General features: G+C 45.6%; 15 protein-coding genes. 6 read left to right on the top strand and 9 right to left on the bottom strand.

Features of this window, described 5'->3' with window-relative positions; all coding sequences use genetic code 11:
- Position 1: 1 nt before the first annotated feature.
- Positions 2 to 3391 carry a tubulin-like doman-containing protein gene (locus MKX41_RS29045; RefSeq protein WP_042185099.1) on the bottom strand — a complete coding sequence of 1130 codons (3390 nt, stop codon included), beginning with the start codon at positions 3389 to 3391 and terminating at the stop codon, positions 2 to 4.
- Between the two features lie 61 nt (positions 3392 to 3452).
- Complete coding sequence (locus tag MKX41_RS29040) at positions 3453 to 5270, bottom strand: vWA domain-containing protein (protein ID WP_340974234.1); 1818 nt, start codon at positions 5268 to 5270, stop codon at positions 3453 to 3455.
- A gap of 205 nt (positions 5271 to 5475) precedes the next feature.
- Here MKX41_RS29040 and MKX41_RS29035 point away from each other — a divergent pair, with 205 nt between their 5' ends.
- Genes MKX41_RS29035 through MKX41_RS29025 form a run of 3 tightly spaced genes read left to right on the top strand, consistent with a single transcriptional unit; the run spans position 5476 to position 8383 of the window.
- Entirely contained in the window at positions 5476 to 5628 is a 153-nt protein-coding gene (locus MKX41_RS29035) for a hypothetical protein (RefSeq protein ID WP_155986556.1), read from the top strand.
- Positions 5621 to 6547, top strand: coding sequence for a hypothetical protein (locus MKX41_RS29030; protein ID WP_149646435.1), 927 nt, complete (start codon positions 5621 to 5623; stop codon positions 6545 to 6547). Before MKX41_RS29035 ends, MKX41_RS29030 begins: the two co-directional genes overlap by 8 nt.
- A gap of 57 nt (positions 6548 to 6604) precedes the next feature.
- Positions 6605 to 8383 (top strand): hypothetical protein, encoded by a 1779-nt coding sequence (locus MKX41_RS29025; protein ID WP_340974233.1) that lies wholly within the window; start codon positions 6605 to 6607, stop codon positions 8381 to 8383.
- Positions 8384 to 8479: 96 nt separating this feature from the next.
- On the opposite strand, the gene MKX41_RS29020 is transcribed toward MKX41_RS29025, so the two are convergent.
- On the bottom strand, positions 8480 to 9034 hold the full coding sequence (locus MKX41_RS29020; RefSeq protein ID WP_340974232.1) for a pyridoxamine 5'-phosphate oxidase family protein: 555 nt from the start codon (positions 9032 to 9034) through the stop codon (positions 8480 to 8482).
- A gap of 690 nt (positions 9035 to 9724) precedes the next feature.
- Positions 9725 to 10207, bottom strand: coding sequence for a GyrI-like domain-containing protein (locus MKX41_RS29015; RefSeq protein WP_340974230.1), 483 nt, complete (start codon positions 10205 to 10207; stop codon positions 9725 to 9727).
- Positions 10208 to 10360: 153 nt separating this feature from the next.
- On the opposite strand from MKX41_RS29015, the gene wrbA reads away from it, so the two are divergent.
- Positions 10361 to 11002: an NAD(P)H:quinone oxidoreductase type IV gene (gene wrbA / locus MKX41_RS29010; protein ID WP_340974228.1), complete on the top strand. Its 642-nt coding sequence runs from the start codon at positions 10361 to 10363 to the stop codon at positions 11000 to 11002.
- A gap of 85 nt (positions 11003 to 11087) precedes the next feature.
- Here wrbA and MKX41_RS29005 read toward each other — a convergent pair whose 3' ends face one another.
- From MKX41_RS29005 to MKX41_RS28985, 5 genes are all read right to left on the bottom strand, one after another.
- On the bottom strand, positions 11088 to 12086 hold the full coding sequence (locus MKX41_RS29005; protein ID WP_445671332.1) for a Gfo/Idh/MocA family protein: 999 nt from the start codon (positions 12084 to 12086) through the stop codon (positions 11088 to 11090).
- Between the two features lie 45 nt (positions 12087 to 12131).
- Entirely contained in the window at positions 12132 to 12485 is a 354-nt protein-coding gene (locus MKX41_RS29000; protein ID WP_339800679.1) for a DUF1648 domain-containing protein, read from the bottom strand.
- Between the two features lie 34 nt (positions 12486 to 12519).
- On the bottom strand, positions 12520 to 12846 hold the full coding sequence (locus MKX41_RS28995) for a nucleoside triphosphate pyrophosphohydrolase (RefSeq protein WP_340974227.1): 327 nt from the start codon (positions 12844 to 12846) through the stop codon (positions 12520 to 12522).
- A gap of 37 nt (positions 12847 to 12883) precedes the next feature.
- Positions 12884 to 13279 carry an 8-oxo-dGTP diphosphatase MutT gene (gene mutT / locus MKX41_RS28990; protein ID WP_340974226.1) on the bottom strand — a complete coding sequence of 132 codons (396 nt, stop codon included), beginning with the start codon at positions 13277 to 13279 and terminating at the stop codon, positions 12884 to 12886.
- Positions 13280 to 13447: 168 nt separating this feature from the next.
- Complete coding sequence (locus MKX41_RS28985; RefSeq protein ID WP_340974225.1) at positions 13448 to 14161, bottom strand: YceI family protein; 714 nt, start codon at positions 14159 to 14161, stop codon at positions 13448 to 13450.
- 149 nt (positions 14162 to 14310) lie between these two features.
- On the opposite strand from MKX41_RS28985, the gene MKX41_RS28980 reads away from it, so the two are divergent.
- Positions 14311 to 14991 (top strand): response regulator transcription factor, encoded by a 681-nt coding sequence (locus MKX41_RS28980; protein WP_042193322.1) that lies wholly within the window; start codon positions 14311 to 14313, stop codon positions 14989 to 14991.
- Entirely contained in the window at positions 14979 to 16394 is a 1416-nt protein-coding gene (locus MKX41_RS28975; RefSeq protein ID WP_340974224.1) for a HAMP domain-containing sensor histidine kinase, read from the top strand. Before MKX41_RS28980 ends, MKX41_RS28975 begins: the two co-directional genes overlap by 13 nt.
- Positions 16395 to 16447 lie beyond the last annotated feature (53 nt).

The raw sequence follows: 16447 nt of genomic DNA, 5'->3' as shown, positions 1-16447 counted from the left end.
CCTATTTCAACTTTCTGCGGATGCTGCCGAGTTTGCTAGTCATACTCTTGTAGAAACTATACATCTCATCGCCGCTCTCATACTCTACCCGTTCATACTCCAAGCTGTCGCGTGCTTCAAGGAAGGATACATACAGCCCTTCCAGCTTATAGAGCAATGGGGTTACGTCTTCAGCGGCAGTCATTTCACTCGCACGACGAGCTGCCTTACGCAGCAGAACGCTGCGGCTCTTCTCATCCAGCTCCCGGAAATGACGGTACACGGCATATTCCACGTAGCTACGTTCTTTCATCAAGTTGGCAAACGGCTCCCAAGCGTCCTCTTCTTCATCACGATCATAAACGTAGAGTGCGCCTTTCTTGATAATGCTGTCCGTATACAACGCCTCGATGAATTGGTCCATCCACTTGTCTTCGTCCAGATATTGATGGAGCAGCCCTTCAAGCTCCGTTGCTTTTGCAGTCAGTTCAGCATATTTGGCTAGCTCAACACGAACACGAGAAATCAGTTGCGGTGAACGAATTAGATTCTCCTGTGCCATTTCTTTGTTAATGCTGCCAAAAATATCTTTAATGCCTTCGCGTTCCAAGCCCTTCTCGCGCAGATTCTTAAGTTCATCAGCCGCCTTCTTCACTTCTCCGAGATTCGGACGTGAAGAATTTAACTGCATATCAAATCCACTCAATAGAGCATCCATATCAAATGGTTTCGTGAACACAACAGAGTATCTGTTGCTTGTGTTCTCGTCTACACCTTTTTCGATGATCACTCCGCTTGCCAACGCCTTTGCAAAGTCTGCACGCACACGTGCGTTATAATCACGTACACGAGAATTGACGTAGGTGTCACCCCATGATTTTTCCGGAATCGGAGAAGGCAGATACGTCCAGTTGTTCTTATCCGTCATCACCAGATGGCGGCCGATCCCTTCCTTATCGAGAATGGTCCGCTCATAGTTCTCTTCAAACACCCGCAGCGGCGTGTATACGAAGAGTGGCACACCATTACGTGTGTTAAGCCAGAAAATACGGTTTTTTACTTGGCTTTCTTTGATCGTAAATTGCGACTTGCCAAGCGCATTATTCTGATAATTACGAATCCCTTTCAGGATGCCAGGTGCTTTAACAGGTACGGAAACGAAGCCCCATGATGGGAAATGCAAGCTGCCCGAGCTGTTGCTAAGGTGGAAGGTAGGCACAGCCTCTTCGTCCAATTTACCGGCAATAATCCGCTCTACGAACTTATCCAGCGGCTCTTCATGGCCGAATTTCATCACAAGGAAATCTTCCATCGAACGGGTGATCAGATCCCCGAACTTATCACTAAGGAACTCTGAAATCGAGCGAACGATATCAATCTCCTGTTCCTTAACCCAGCGTCCGGAATGCTTCAGCATTTCACGGGTGAAGTCGCGAATCAAGTCGTCGCCGTCCTTCTGATCCATGATTTTGGAGATCGTCGCCGAAATATCCGGCACATTAACAATGTTCCAATAATAAGTTTTGTTTCCTTTATAATCCGCTTGCTCTTCACCATTGATAAGGATGTCCCCATTCTTGGCAAAAATCGAGCTAAGCGCACTAAGAATCTCCGTAAACACACCATAAATCCGGCTGTTTTCATCGTTTAAGAGCTCGTATAAGTCCTCATAAAATTGAATCATTTGCTCAGTACGTTCTACATCGGCATGCAGCCAATACTCATTGATTTTAGCGTCAATATAGGCATTTTTCTTCTTCTCTTTGGATACAAAAGCACTGCGTGCATCGCTCAGCTTCTCATCCGCACTGTCCTGCGCCGTCTCAATATCGCGTGGCAAACGCAGCAAGCTTTCACGTAAAGCCTCAATATAAGACTGAATCAGCTTCAAAATACAGAAGCCCTTCTCGGTATACAGCAGGCGGGAAACGTAGAACGGCCCTTGCTCTGGGTGCAGGAAGATGCGCTCCAGCTCTTCACTGAAACGTCCTACAATTTCGCCAGGCAGCTGCTTTTTCGATTTGATATATTCTTCACGGGCACGAGCCAGGAAGTTCTGCTCCAGCTCTGTATCCATACTTACCACTTGATTCTTGACTACATTGGCATGACTCAGACGTTCGCTGTTCTCGTAACCTGGCAATGGCTCAGGCACTCGGGATTCAAAGGTTTTAATCATACTGTCGAGATCAATCCCAAGCTTACGTGCGAATTTCTCTACATCCTCTTGACCAGGCGCCTGCTGGAACATTTTTTCCATTTTATCAAACAAGCGGAAAGCCAGATAAGTCGTCATTTCCTCAATCGGAAGCACGGCAGACGAGGCACCGATAATGTTGTACTCATAGTTAGCTGGATAAGTCTTATTCATCTGCGCAATATTGGTGCGGATATTACTGATATAGTCATGGATGGCGAATTCTTCACCAGACTGTTTTTCTTCACTTGCCATAAAGTTCGTGATGTTCTCAGCCGTTACGTTCATACAGTAATCATACGCATTCTCTAACAGCTTACCTTCGGTATTCGTTGCAGAGATCAAATGGCATAAATTAAACGGAGGCAGTGGAGAGTTTACCGTCAAAATATTCCCGTATTGCTGCTGGAATCGCTCCCCACGACTATCTACATTCATCCAGTAATCCAGCTCTTTTAGCGCCGCATAACCGTTCTTGCGAATATATTCACGCGTATGCTCACTTAGACTTTTATTAGACAGGTTCACGTCCGGTGTAAAGAGATAACCCAGTGTGTTCACACGGTCAATACCGGCTGATCCATAATCACGTTCAATAATACCGCGTACGATATAGGCAATATCAAGGAACGCTCCACTACCTGTACCCCCTGACAGACCTGTCAAAAGGAAGACCATCAGCTTTTTGTTCGTGCCTACAGATAAGGTCTTGATCTTCTTATCAATCGCTCCTACAACCTGATTAATCTTGGTGAACAAGAGCAGACGCCCAGCCTGCCGCACACCAGCGGCACCGTTCATACCATCTGTGATACTCAGCTCGGGTGACAGCCAATCCGTGATGTACGAATCAAGGATACTGCGGTTCTGCAGCAATCCGCCGATTTCAGCATTCGCCAGCAATACAAATTCATTCTGTGGATCGAGTCCGATCCCTTTGTATTTCTTTCCGCGATCCTGTTCATTCGTTTCAAAAGCTAGAAACTCTACATTATCCGGCTTGTCCCGCTTCTTCTTGGATATCGGATCTTCCGGCAGCTTAAAGCGGCGGTTGATCTGATATTTAAGACGCAGCAGGGCATCAATGCCCGTGCCGCCTAGTCCAATAATCAGGATCGGATTATCAATCGTATCCACCCTGATCTTATCGCTGACAATCCCGCCGCCTAGTGATACATCCAATTGCTGTATATGCTCTCTTACTACTGGTTTCATATGCTTTATCCTCCTAAAAGTTTTGCGGAAGCTGTACTTCAGATTTCTTGCAAAACCACTTCTATACTAAATATTCGAGATAAATCGTCTTATCTACCGTGTGCAGGGACACTGAAACGCGGTCACCACTCTTCAGCTCAAGACCACGCGAGGCATCCGCAGCACGTCCGGATCTCTCTACAGTAATACCTTCTCCACTGCGTAACAGCAATCGGTCATTCTTAGCTGGTGTGAAAATAATGCTCTCGCTTTCCTTCAGCTCAGGCGCTAATTGCAGCAGCTGATGAAGGGTGAACTTGCCTTTGAATCCAGCAAGTTTCTTATATTGTGGGTAGGTCTTCTCACCCGTATTGCCGTCTTTAACCTCAATTACCAGCTGTCCAACAAAACCACGTGCCGATTTCTTATTCAGCACATACCATGCGGCAGCGGCTGCCAACACCAGAAGAATACCACCAATAATGTAATACAAGGTATTGGATGAAGCTTCTTTCAGAGGTTCTTCTTTGCCCGTTCCTGTCGAAGGACTGGTAGTTGCAGCGCCACCTGCCTTCGCGCTGATTTTTACAGGAGCACTTTCACGATAGAAACTGCTTTCCTCTGCACGAACCTTCAGCTCATAGTCATGGCTTTCTTTTACCTCGAAGGTGCCCTTAAAAACATCCCCGGAGTTATCCAGTTCGATTTCCTGTACATCGCCTGTATCGATATCTGTAGCAAGCAGTACCGCCTTCATATCTTGATACAAATTACTGAGCGTTACCTGAGTACCATTGCTGAACAGGTGAGAGGTAATATCAATTTTATCACCTTTTTTATAGGTTGCTGATGGCAACGCATCGATCTTAAGCTCCAAATCGTAGTTAAAAACTAGATTAATATCAATTTTATCCTTTGGCACACCTTTGACCTGAAGCTTCCAATCTCCTTCTTGCGGTGACAACAGCTTGATCAAGCTATAAGTAGAAGACTTCGACAGCACAACATCCTTGGACGGGATGGCGACAGCATTTCCTGAAGGATCAGTTAGCTTCGCGGTCACAGGCTGTGACGACATAATTGAGATATTGGCTTCCAAAACACTGCCGTTAGGCACGTTAACGGTCACATCCTGATAATCCCCATTTGCAGTGATCGACTGCACAGGTACTACCTTTAGCTTCAGATGACTAGCAAAAATTTCACTAAGTATTTGCGGAAGATCATCTGCGGAGTCCGTCGAAAATGCTTTACCACCTGTCTCAGTGGACAGATCAGCGAGTTTCTGTTTATTCAGCTTGCCGTCTGCGTTAAGACCAATCGTATAAATGGGATAGCCATTCTTTTTAGCGACTTCCACGGCTGCATTCAATTCTTTATCCGATTCGCTTTGCGTCCGGCCTGTTGATTTGTTGAAATCGTTATTGCCGTCAGCTAGCATTACGATGATTGGCTCATGTTTCGGATCGCTACCATTCTGGAGCACCTTCACAGCTTCTTCCACACCGACAGCAATGTCGGTATAAGCTCCACGGTCCAGTCCATCAATAAAATCCTTCAAATCCTGTTTATCTGTCTCTGAGTTAATTTCCAGCAGGGCCTTCTCCCGCTGCACTTTGTCGGTATAGGCAACAATACCTACTTTATCACCTTGAGTGGATAGCATATCTATGAACATTTTCATCGCTTCGTTCGCGACCTTGTTCTTGTCACTAGTCTTCATGGAGTTACTGACATCGATAAGAAGCACCGCATCAATGTGAGATTGCGCCGACGTAGCCGCATAGGCCTTAACAGCTGCAAAAGGCGAGGCAGCTAGACAAAGAGCCAGGAGCAATGCCGGAAAGATACGTAGAAAGAGAGTCTTGGTTGTTCTAATACTTTGATATTTACGAAGCATAAATAGGGCTCCTCTTGTGTTATATTAGGCACATATGACAGCTTCAGCACTGTCGCTAAAATCTGTAAATAGTATGCCATTATGATATAATTAAACCTTGTAAACTTCAACTTTAGGACCGCCGGACCAAAGTAGCAATGATGCATAGAGTGATCATTCTATGAGACATCCGATCTGCAAGGCGTCCATGAGAAAGGACTGTTCCATGATTTCATACGTCATTCTTGGGATTACGTTCCTAATTGCCGTAATTCAGATTTCCATTTATGCTGCACATCAGCGCAAACCACTGACACGTGATGATATTAACGATCGACTGCTAGCCGCTTTGAACGGAGGCGATAAAGGCCGTGAATAAGAAAAGACCCGTTACCTTCCGGCCTTTCAAGGCCCCGCGTTATGCTTATGACAAGCTTCGTATTTGTCGCCACTGCGGACAATACACCGCTCTCGGTGAAGATCGATGCACCAAATGCGGTAAAGACTCACTAATTACGGTAGAAAAGCAAGCTGCATCTATTGCAGGAAGAAAAATGCATACGCGCCTCCTATTCATCTTACTGCTTACACTAGCCTCCGTCTATTTTGGGAATAGCATAGAGCAGATGATGTTATGTGGTGCCGGAGGGATTCTCCTCGCTGGACTATTGTACTATACGCAGCGAAAAGCACGGCAGAACGAGAATCTTCGTTCTCTTAACGAGCTGCTTGGACGAGGGATTGGCATCATCAAAGAGGGACTGGAGATCAACCGTCAGGAGGCTGTCTCCGTACTCCGTGAGGATGATGTGCTTGCCTACGAGAAGCTGCGCGAACTCTCCATCCTGCTTCGTGGTGACCGGATCGCACGGCAGCGTATCGCCTTGCTGCATGGATTTTTGCTTCGCAAGGATATGGATTTAGAACTGGAGCAGCTTCTTCTTAAGGATTTCGAGCCGCTGCTAGCCGAATATATCGGCGAGATCGCTAAGGTCCGTCCTGATCTGATCAAAGATCGTACACTACGATACGTAAAGAACTATGAAGTAGAAATTCGTCATATGAATAATGGTATGACCATCCTTACGGGAGTTGCCGGAGCTGCAGTAAGAATGAAGCGTTATGCCCTGCTCTATTCCAGTATGATCGGCCGATACGTGCAAGATCTGCCTAAAGACCGCTTTATGCGGTTATCCAAACTCATTGCTGCGAATCCCCATGAACCGTGGAACGGCTTGGACCAAAGAGTAGCTGACATTCGTGAAGCCAAATACCGCTGGGACCCCGAAGTTCAATAGAATAAAGAATGATGTGAAACTATGCTTTCTTATATTTTGAAAAAGAGGCTACTCTATATGACGTTCAAACAATTAATAACCCTGCGAAACTTTATGATCATTTTGTGTATAAGCATGTTTGTGATGCTTGGACAGAAGGTTATTCTCATCGCCGACAAAATACAAATAACCAAGGAAGCCGACCGTCTCTATGCTGCTGGCGATCTGATAAGTGCAGAGAATCAGTATCGCCTAGCGGCGGCAAACCATTCCATTCTTTATATGGAAGAAAAGGTTACGAAGCGACTTGATGAGCTGTCACCAATCACGGCCATCCGCCAAGGTTTGAATGCCTTGGTATCTTCCACTAAAGCACAAGCTGCGACTAAAGATTTCACCGGATTTATGAAAAGTTATGATACTCTCCTCAGCTTAAAAGCTACATATATGAAGCCCGGTGGTCCTTATGAATCCTATTATCGCCAGTTATCGACCGATTCAGGCATTTCTGACCAGTTCACAACCTACTTCCGAGAATTTAAGGAGCAGTTTCTTACCGAACTTGCTCAGAGCCAAGATGGAAACAAGAGTGAAGAAGACACTTTTAAATGGAATCTGTTGCAGATTCCCGATGCCTATTACGGAAGCGCTGCATCCAAGGAGGAGTTGCTAGCCTCCAAGTTCAAAAGTCATGATACAGCTAAACTAAAAGCCTTAGCAGGCACAGGAAACTTTACAGGCATGCTGGAGAGCACCCTCTCCATGATGAATGCTTACAGCCAGCATAGTTACGAAGCGCCATGGGTACTTGGGCAGGCAGAAAGTAGCGGAAAGATCATCCTGAACAAAGATCTAGAGAGCGATAACATCACCGCCTTTGCTGGGCATGCTGTTGCTTATCGTAATTTTGCAGGATCGGCAGGAATTACTTCATCCAAAGTACTAACCTTAGTAGATACTAGTAAAGCTAAACTACTTAAAAATGCCAAGCGCATGACCAGTAAAGGTCAATATGCTGAAGCTATTCAACTATACAGTGATCTTGCTCCGTTAGAGGATACTTCTTCAATCATTGCCGCTACAAGATTGGCTTGGAATATTGCCGAGCCTGTGCGCCTTCTCCCGGGCGGTGAAGAGCAAGGCAGATATGGGAACATCATCTCCAGCAAGGGACTACACGATAAGAAGGTCATTGTGGCTGGAACGGATAGCAATGGTGTCCTCTATTATGCAGCAATGAATAGCGACGAAAGTGTCATAACTTTAACTGGAAATATTTTACCAAAATTCGAGAGTCTGCGCAGTCTAACTTTTAATGACCAGCTTGCTGCCTCTTCAGGTTCTGGTGCCCCCGTGGTTCTGGCTGAATCTGAGGTCGAAGGTGGACGTACCCTTTTTACAGCATATGAAATGAAATCGGATGGTATTTCGCAGTTGTTTTCAGTGTCTGGAGATAGCTATGAACTGCAGTCCGATGATTCCTTACTCGTATCTAACGCGGATCTCGGAGACGGTGTCGTTGGACAGACGGCACGTTATCGTAAAGTAGATGGCAGCTATCAATTTGCTGAGATTGTTCAGGAGTATGCGGTAATTTCAGCTTCCGATGTAGCGCTTCATCCTTTTGAAAAGGTATCTTTTCACTGTGAAATCGTCGCAGATAACTTCGGTAATATGCTGGCTTATTCGAATGGGGTTTATATTTTGCTTCAAGGAGACTTGGGTTCCGTTACAGGTAACGCGTTAGTTAGTGGTCAATATCAGAACGGTTATCAGCTTGTTGGAACGGACATGGGAGAGCAATATGTACCTGTGTTTGTGGTGGAATCCGTGGGTAGTATGAGTTTTGGACAGTAGAATATATGAGATAACTGCTTAGTCGAATTGAGAGATCGCTCATCGTGACGAATGAGAAACTTTATATATACATGAACCTAGGATCACCATGTCCGCTTAGTTTTTTTGTCCAAGGGGTGTCGGTAGCCCGTCTATACTTGTGGTGTTCTTCTCTTGTCTATATTCTTTCAGACCTGCTTCGCCCTTTTGGATAGACCAACGTTGTAACGTCTCTCGCTCACCGTCATAACTCATGAATGGGACCGAAAATCCGCAGGAAGTCTGTACCTTATGAACATCAATTAAAATGATCTGTCTAGCTCCAGGCAGAGGTGTAAAAATAGGGTACAGTGCTTCCCATTCAAATGAACCAGGCAGGATTACTGTCCCTGTTCCATACAGTCTCAGAATATTCGGCGGTCCTTCAAACGCACAAAACATAACCGTCACTCTTCCATTTTCCAGCAGATGTGCGCTCGTCTCATTACCACTACCGGTCATATCGAGATAAGCCACTTGATTAGGAGACAAAATCCGCAAGCAATCATGACCCTTAGGTGAAAGATTAACATGCCCTTCTTCAGAAAGCGGCGCTGACCCTACGAAAAAAAGATGCTGCCGAAGAATAAACTCCTGATGTGCAGGTAATATAGCCGTGAATTGTTTTCCCATTTGGTGTTCTCCGTTTCGTTTTGGTTTGTGTGTGATTTGTATGTTGGGTCTGTCATGCTCCATCGAACATATAAACTAAACCAGCTACTTCAGCTACACTTCCTTAGTTCAACTCCATCAAAGCTCATCCACTTCACTCACTCAACAAGTTATTTCATTTACACTCCACTTGCTCCATCTCCTTCCAAACGGTTTGGAGCATCATTAGAGTAATGTAGGGTACTTTTACCCCTCTTACTTGCTTTTTGGGCTCTTTCCGGTAAATGTAGGGTATTTTTACCCCTCTTTCTCGCTATTTGAGCTCTTTAGGGGAAATTAAGGGTATTTCTGCCCCTCTTTCTTGCTTTTTGGGCTCTTTGCGGCAAATGTAGGGCATTTCTGCCCTTGAAGATTGCAACTTCGGCTAGACGCAGCTAATGTGGGAGATTTTTACCGTTCTGTTGCACCACTTCAGCCTAACACAGCGAATGGTACGAAATTTTTACCGTTTACTGGTTAACGACACATCCGCATTTAAATATGAAGCGTATTTACTCATTCCTTCTATTGATATATATTCGTTTTAATCGTTGAGTAACCCTTCACCCTCACCCAAGGGATTCAGCTCATCCGCGAAAAAAGGAACTGCCTCTCGGCAGCCCCCAAATCCCCACGAAACATTTCTTTTAGCTAAAATATCTTTCACCCGATCTACTCAATCGCAATATAAATCTCAACCTGCGTGTTAGCAGGATCAAAATTCCGCGAATCGTAAATTTCAAAATCGCCCGTATAAGTTCTTACCTCTGTAGAGCCCTTAAAATAAGCCCAAATCTCCCCCCATGCTTGCGAGACTACTTCAAATACCGGACCTTTTTTCGTCGTAAATACCATATACTTGCTCTCCGGAACAGCCGCACTCACGATGCCGCTATCCGCTAAATGTCTCTCCCCAGCCACTTCATGCCCAATCACAACGGTATAAGCTCCTGACGCATCACTCTCATAATCTGTATACAAGGCATAGATATACTCAGGCTTAACCGTATCCATCTGCCCCGCAATATTACTCTGAAAATACGTTTCCCACAGCCATGACAAGCCCCCATCAGGCCCCATTTCCACTTCATTTGTCGTACGTATGCTAACCCCAGCCAAGGTCATTTTCGGTTTTTGTACAAAATAAGTATTCATTATTCTCCCTCATTTCCTGTAATTGAGTTCAGTATACACAAGGGAAGTGGACATCTGTCTGTCCAGTTAGAGCAGAATTATCGATTTGGGTTATAAAAGCATCAATGGGGTAATTAATAGTATGGAACTACACTCGAAGGGAATGACTCCAGCATGTCAAAAATTAAATTAGCCGTCATCTACTACAGTGCCACAGGAACTAACTACCAGCTAGCACAATGGGCCGCGGAAAGTGCCGAGAAAGCGGGAGCTGAGGTAAAACTGCTGAAGGTGCAGGAGCTGGTTCCCGAGGATAAAATCGCAGCAAATCCGGCCATGAAGGCCCTGGCTGAGAAGACAAAAGATATCCCCGTTGCAACACCCGATGATATTGTGGAGGCCGATGCGATTATTTTCAGTTCTCCAACCCGTTACGGTAACATCGCTTCTCAAATGAAGCAGTTCCTTGATACGACCGGAGGGATTTGGGGCAAGGGACTAACCGTAAACAAAGTCGTCAGCGCCATGAGCTCAGCACAGAATCCACACGGTGGACAGGAAGCTACGATTTTGGCACTCTACACATCGATGTATCACTGGGGAGCGATTGTCGCTGCACCTGGTTATACTGATCCCGTCACATTCGGTGCGGGAGGTAACCCTTACGGAACAAGTGTCAGTGTAGATGGAGACGGTAAAATGATCGAAGAGCAGGATCGGATCCGTGATGCTGTTTTTCATCAAGCGAAGCGTACTGTTGAAGTGGCTGGATGGGTCCAAGCAGGCAAAAGTAAAAACGCCAATAGTCAGAACTAGACGCCCACCTTCGATCGATATAGCAAACACCCCTCGGAGCTACCTTAGTAGCACATAAACCGAGGGGTATTACTATTTTTAAAATTTACTCTCCAGGATACTTAAGACCCCACTGCGCACGTATTTGATCCAGCAGTTTCAGAATCGCTAACGATTCATCCAGTGACATAACTGGGCTTTCTGTTAGCCCTGCTTGTAGACAACGTCCTACTTCCTCTGCTTCAAAACAATATCCAATAGAAGCTCGATCATCCACAAAGCTCTCTACCTTCTCATCCCCTATATAAAGCGAAGCAGATTTCGGGTTCACTAACGTCCCTTCAACAATTATACGGCCCTCTGTTCCAAACACATGCGCTTCCTCCAGCGTATTAAGACGAATACCACCGTTCAACGAAGCGGTTTTTCCATTGCCATAATTCAGCAGAATGGAGAAATGCTCGTCCACTCCGGTCTCACCAATATGCACCGTACTGGAGATAGATTCAGGATGAGGTCCAAACACCATCGAGGCAAAAGAAACCGGATAAATCCCAACATCCAGCAGCGCGCCTCCGCCCAGCTTCGGATTCAGCAATCTGCTTTCCGGATTCCAGTCGGTGCGAAATCCTAAGTCTGCCTTCACCAAGCGAACTTCACCGATTCTACCCTCGGCGATCCATTCTCTAACCTTCACAATCGCCGGGATGTAACGACTCCACATGGCCTCCATCAGGAACAACTTATGATCTCTAGCGTAGGCCACCACTTCTTCCAATTCTCCGCTATTCACGGTAAAAGGCTTCTCACATAGGACAGCTTTGCCTGCACGTAGCGCCAATAATGCATTTTCTTTGTGAAAAGGATGTGGCGTTCCAATATATACCGCGTCTACATTCGGGTCATTTACCAATTCCTCATAAGTAGCATAAGCATGTGGTACTTCATGATCCCTCGCGAATTTATCTGCACTTTCCTGTGAACGCGAACCCACGGCATATGCCACGCCATTGCTGGCGTGAGCTAAATCAGTAACAAACTGATGGGCAATCCAGCCTGTACTGAGAATTCCCCATCTTACCTTGTAAGCGTTATCCATTTTCATATGCATGTTCCTCCTAATCCTTCTGCTAAGTCTCTTTTAATTCTATCAGACCATTCTAATAAATGTATAGGAACTGATGCCAGCAAACACCACCGTCACCACCAAAATAGCAATATTCCAGATCCTGCTCAAAGCCGCTGAATGCTCGTTCGAGCTCTGAATAAACGCTTTTTGCAAAAGGAACTGCAGGAGTTTCATGATTATAAATCCCAAACATCCAAGCCCGCTTTGCAAAATAACCTCCAGACTAGACTTACTTACAAATCTATCAGCCATGTTCCCATCGTAATGGATCGGGACCCTATCAGGCATTTTGGAATATAGGAATAAATAAATAGCTACAGGAATTAAGGCTACCACACCGCTTAAGATCATCATCAGTTTGGTTTTGGACAACATTAATAACCTCCTTATACGGAACAATAATCTCTAGTTATTCTCCTTCCACTTCAATTAAAAATATCCGTTCCTTAAATCCACCACGACTTTCAGCTTTCTCCGCACGAAGCTCCTCCAGCTCTGCGCTATTACTTCCATGGGTCTCCGCCAGCGCTTGAATTACTTCCAGCATGTCGGCAAGCTCCTCTAGAGCTTCTTCATTACTCACTGCCCGAAAATACTCCTCCGACTCTTCTTTCAATTTTTTACGTAGTTCAGTTATGTATTCTTTGGACTCTAATATTCTTGTTGTAAAGTCTTTACCTTGAGAAGCTATCAGGTTAGGGATTCCATCACGCACTAGCTTTTCATATACGGGCACTTAAGTTCTTCCTTTCTACTTGATGTTCAGACTGCCTTCACACTTGATCTGACCCCACCATTAGCCGTACTACAAAAGGAATATCTGCAGGAGCAAAAGTGAACTGACCGAGTGCAGTTGGAAACACCCACCTATATTCATCGTGATCGAAAAGTTCAATTACACCTCCCAGATATCGGGCTTTCCAAGCAAACAGTCTGATCTCGACACTTCCATAGTTGTGCTCGTTCACGCCAAAGCTTTCATAGGGAAGGATTGTTATCCCCATCTCCTCCTGAAGCTCTCTTTGCAGACAATCTGCGATGCTTTCATCCTGCTCTATTTTGCCGCCAGGAAATTCCCACAGACCTGCCTGAGATTTACCTTGCCTGCGCCGAGCAATAAGAATCTGTCCTTCTTCATTATGTATAATCGCTGCCGCCACCTGGATCACAAGGAACACCTCCTTTATTGCTTTTTATTAGACAGATACTTCTATTAAAACATACATTTCATTCCAAACCAAAGAGACTCTCCCAAAAGCTATTAGGCCCGGGAAAGTCTCTTCCGTACAGTTTCTCTATAAATTGACAGCAACATCTTCCTTAAGGAAAGACTGCTGCTATTTCTTCAGCACAAGCTCTAATCGAACCTCAAGATTGTTCTCCGTATCCAGCACAACGGTGTGTGGATTGCTTAAGCCAAAATCAGAAAAAGCCACTGTTGTTGTACCCGACAGCATCAGCTGTCCACCACTGTACGCTGCTTGAGACTGGAAGGAAACGTCCTTTTCCACACCCTTCACTGTAAGCGTTCCTTGCATTTCAACCGGCACAGCGGCTCCTTCGGTCCATTCCGTTGGCAGCTCCGAGAATGATTTAACGACAAACGTAGATTGTGGAAATTCCGTAACGGCTAGAAAGTCTTCCCCTTTTACATGCTCATCTCTTTGACCATTACCAGAGTCCAGAGCGCTCATATCTACTGACCCTTCTCCAACCATCGAAGTAGAATCTTCTATATTAACTTTCCAGGTACCTTGAACTTTGTTATCCACGAAGTTTACTGTTTCTTTAGAGGTGGTTACTGACCAATATACTTTAGAAGCATCCGTAACCGTCCAATCACCGTTTAATTGGTCGGCTGTGACCGCCATACCTACTGGTGCTCCAGTGTTAGTCGTGTTTTCTCCATTACCGGCTGTTGTGGCTTGCCCTGGAATCACGGACTCGATCTGTACATTATTGCCCAGCGATTTATCCAGCAATGTATAACCTGTGACTACTCCTACGATAATGACTCCGGCCGCGATCAAGGCTATTCTTTTTCTCTTCATCCTGTTCCCTCCAATATTCAAAATATTCTGTATATTTTCAAGCTCGTCCCTCATTCTAACAAAGCAATAAGTCGGGAAGAAGTCAGAGCAGAGCGAGCTATGATGTGTTAAACTTGTCGTAATTTTATAGATTGGAGGACCACCACATGATGAGATCCATTCTAATTGTTGAAGATGAGGAAGCTATCTCCAGGGTCCTCAGTGCCTATCTGAAAAAAGCAGGCTTCCATGTCACCCGTGTAGCCGACGGACGTGCTGCGCTGGAGTCTTTTGCTATAACACCTCCCTCATTAGTATTACTCGACATCATGCTGCCAAACATGGACGGCTTTGAACTGCTAAAGCTGATCCGTGAAAAAAGCAGCTGTCCCGTGATCATGCTCACCGCAAGGGACGGGATCAATGACCGACTAGCCGGTCTCGACGGTGGTGCGGATGATTATATGTCTAAGCCCTTTATTCCTGAGGAAGTGGTGGCACGCGTGAATGCTGTGTTACGCCGTCCTTCGCAGTGGTCCGATGGCAGCCGCAAACGGCATTATGGCAGTTTGTTTATCGACTTTACTGCACGAGCTGTCTTTTTAAACGGGGTTGAGCTGAGTCTTAGTCCACGTGATATGTCGGTCATGTTATTTCTGGCTGAAAGACCTAATCAAATATGTACTCGCGAGCAATTAATAGAACATGTCTGGGAGATGGATTACGAAGGAAGTGACCGAGCCGTGGACTTGTCTATCAAAAGACTTCGCCAAGCGCTGTCGCATTGGCCAGTAGATGAGGGGGAAATCCGTACCCTGAGAGGGACAGGATATCAATTATGGACAACCTAAAGAAAAGCAGCCCCAAACGTACTTCGATTCTCTCCTATTGGACGATTCGTTACCTGCTCATCATTAGTGTTGGCCTCCTGCTAACTGCACTAACGACGTTCTGGTGGATCCAACAAGAAGCTATGAGTAACCGGATGCAGACTACTGGATTATTAGCACAGGAGATTGCCGACCGGAGCGTAAATCGTGAGGGTTCAATAGAGATCAGCCAAAATCTTGGAATGCTCATTGAAGACCGAAAACGATTCTTCAAGTTAACCGTAGAAATGTGTGTAATCATTACGGATCAGCAAAATCAGATGCTGTTCTCTATGCCACCACTAACTGAAGATGAGATGAGGCATAAACTTAATGATAGTCTTAACGACTCTCGCAGTCCGGAATTCAAAGCTGCAGTAGCGTCCATAAAATCGGATGGAGAAGCACTGGGACAGGTGATTGTCCTTCAATCCAAGAAATCGCTGAGGCATATCCCGCAGGAGGAGATCATTTTTTTCTCCATTCTGTTGCTATTTCTAATCATATTAAGTTGGCTAACCATTTACCTCTTGTCTCGTAAACTGGCAAAACCGATCCAGAAAGTAGCCAAAGCAGCCGCTCAAATCAGCCATGGCCGTTATGATATCGTTCTGGATAAGGACGCCAAAGAACGAGAAATCCATGAACTGATGTTGTCTTTTGAAGAGATGGCAGGCAAGTTACAACAATTTGAGCAGTCCCGTGCGGTTATGTTAGCCGGTGTATCCCACGAACTAAAGACACCAGTGACCTCTATTAAAGGCCTAATCCATGCCGTTCGTGAAGGGGTCGTCGAAGACGATGAGGCGGTGGAATTTCTAGATATTGCTTTGCAGGAAGCTGGACGATTGCAACGGATGGTTGCCGATCTTCTGGATTACAACGCACTGACTGCAGGAATCGTCTCTGTCCGTCACGATCGACTGGATGCCGTGCCACTGTTATCTGAAATCGTGTATCAATGGAAGCTGACACAAGCGGATGAAGTTGCGGAGCCTATGCTCCATATGCCAAGAACTCCCTTATTTTTGTGTGGGGACCCGCTACGTATCCAACAAATCATCGTCAATTTACTTAATAACAGTGTACAAGCCAAAGCCCCAGACCGAATGGTGCAGCTTACAGTAGAGTTGCTTGAACAGCAAGGTCATGGCATGGCGGAGATTCGTGTTCAGGATAATGGGCTGGGCATCTCATCAAATCATAGTGAGCATGTCTTCGAGGCTTTTTTCCGAGGTAGCGACAAACAGAGCACACTACGTGGTCTGGGACTCGGTCTCACCTTCAGCCGTCTTTTGGCCGAATCTATGAACGGAAGCCTTGTGCTTGAGAAGCACTCCGGGGAAGGCTGTACCTTTGTGCTGTCTCTGCCGCTTGATCACTAAAAAATAGTCTGCGGGCCATCGTCATGGTATAATCATGTGCACAATCACACCGA

Origin of the sequence: Paenibacillus sp. FSL R5-0475 (assembly GCF_038004585.1) — a bacterium.
GTDB lineage: Bacteria > Bacillota > Bacilli > Paenibacillales > Paenibacillaceae > Paenibacillus_AQ.
The sequence above is the reverse complement of the archived record's forward strand: the minus strand, read 5'-3'. Positions and strand labels throughout refer to the sequence as shown.

Excerpts from the sequence above, each read along its gene's own strand:
- MKX41_RS29045 (WP_042185099.1), bottom strand. The coding sequence starts at position 3,391 with ATGAAACCAGTAGTAAGAGAGCATATACAGCAATTGGATGTATCACTA.
- MKX41_RS29040 (WP_340974234.1), bottom strand. The coding sequence starts at position 5,270 with ATGCTTCGTAAATATCAAAGTATTAGAACAACCAAGACTCTCTTTCTA.
- MKX41_RS29035 (WP_155986556.1), top strand. The coding sequence starts at position 5,476 with ATGATTTCATACGTCATTCTTGGGATTACGTTCCTAATTGCCGTAATT.
- MKX41_RS29025 (WP_340974233.1), top strand. The coding sequence starts at position 6,605 with ATGACGTTCAAACAATTAATAACCCTGCGAAACTTTATGATCATTTTG.
- MKX41_RS29020 (WP_340974232.1), bottom strand. The coding sequence starts at position 9,034 with ATGGGAAAACAATTCACGGCTATATTACCTGCACATCAGGAGTTTATT.
- MKX41_RS29015 (WP_340974230.1), bottom strand. The coding sequence starts at position 10,207 with ATGAATACTTATTTTGTACAAAAACCGAAAATGACCTTGGCTGGGGTT.
- wrbA (WP_340974228.1), top strand. The coding sequence starts at position 10,361 with ATGTCAAAAATTAAATTAGCCGTCATCTACTACAGTGCCACAGGAACT.
- MKX41_RS29005 (WP_445671332.1), bottom strand. The coding sequence starts at position 12,086 with ATGAAAATGGATAACGCTTACAAGGTAAGATGGGGAATTCTCAGTACA.
- MKX41_RS29000 (WP_339800679.1), bottom strand. The coding sequence starts at position 12,485 with ATGTTGTCCAAAACCAAACTGATGATGATCTTAAGCGGTGTGGTAGCC.
- MKX41_RS28985 (WP_340974225.1), bottom strand. The coding sequence starts at position 14,161 with ATGAAGAGAAAAAGAATAGCCTTGATCGCGGCCGGAGTCATTATCGTA.
- MKX41_RS28980 (WP_042193322.1), top strand. The coding sequence starts at position 14,311 with ATGAGATCCATTCTAATTGTTGAAGATGAGGAAGCTATCTCCAGGGTC.
- MKX41_RS28975 (WP_340974224.1), top strand. The coding sequence starts at position 14,979 with ATGGACAACCTAAAGAAAAGCAGCCCCAAACGTACTTCGATTCTCTCC.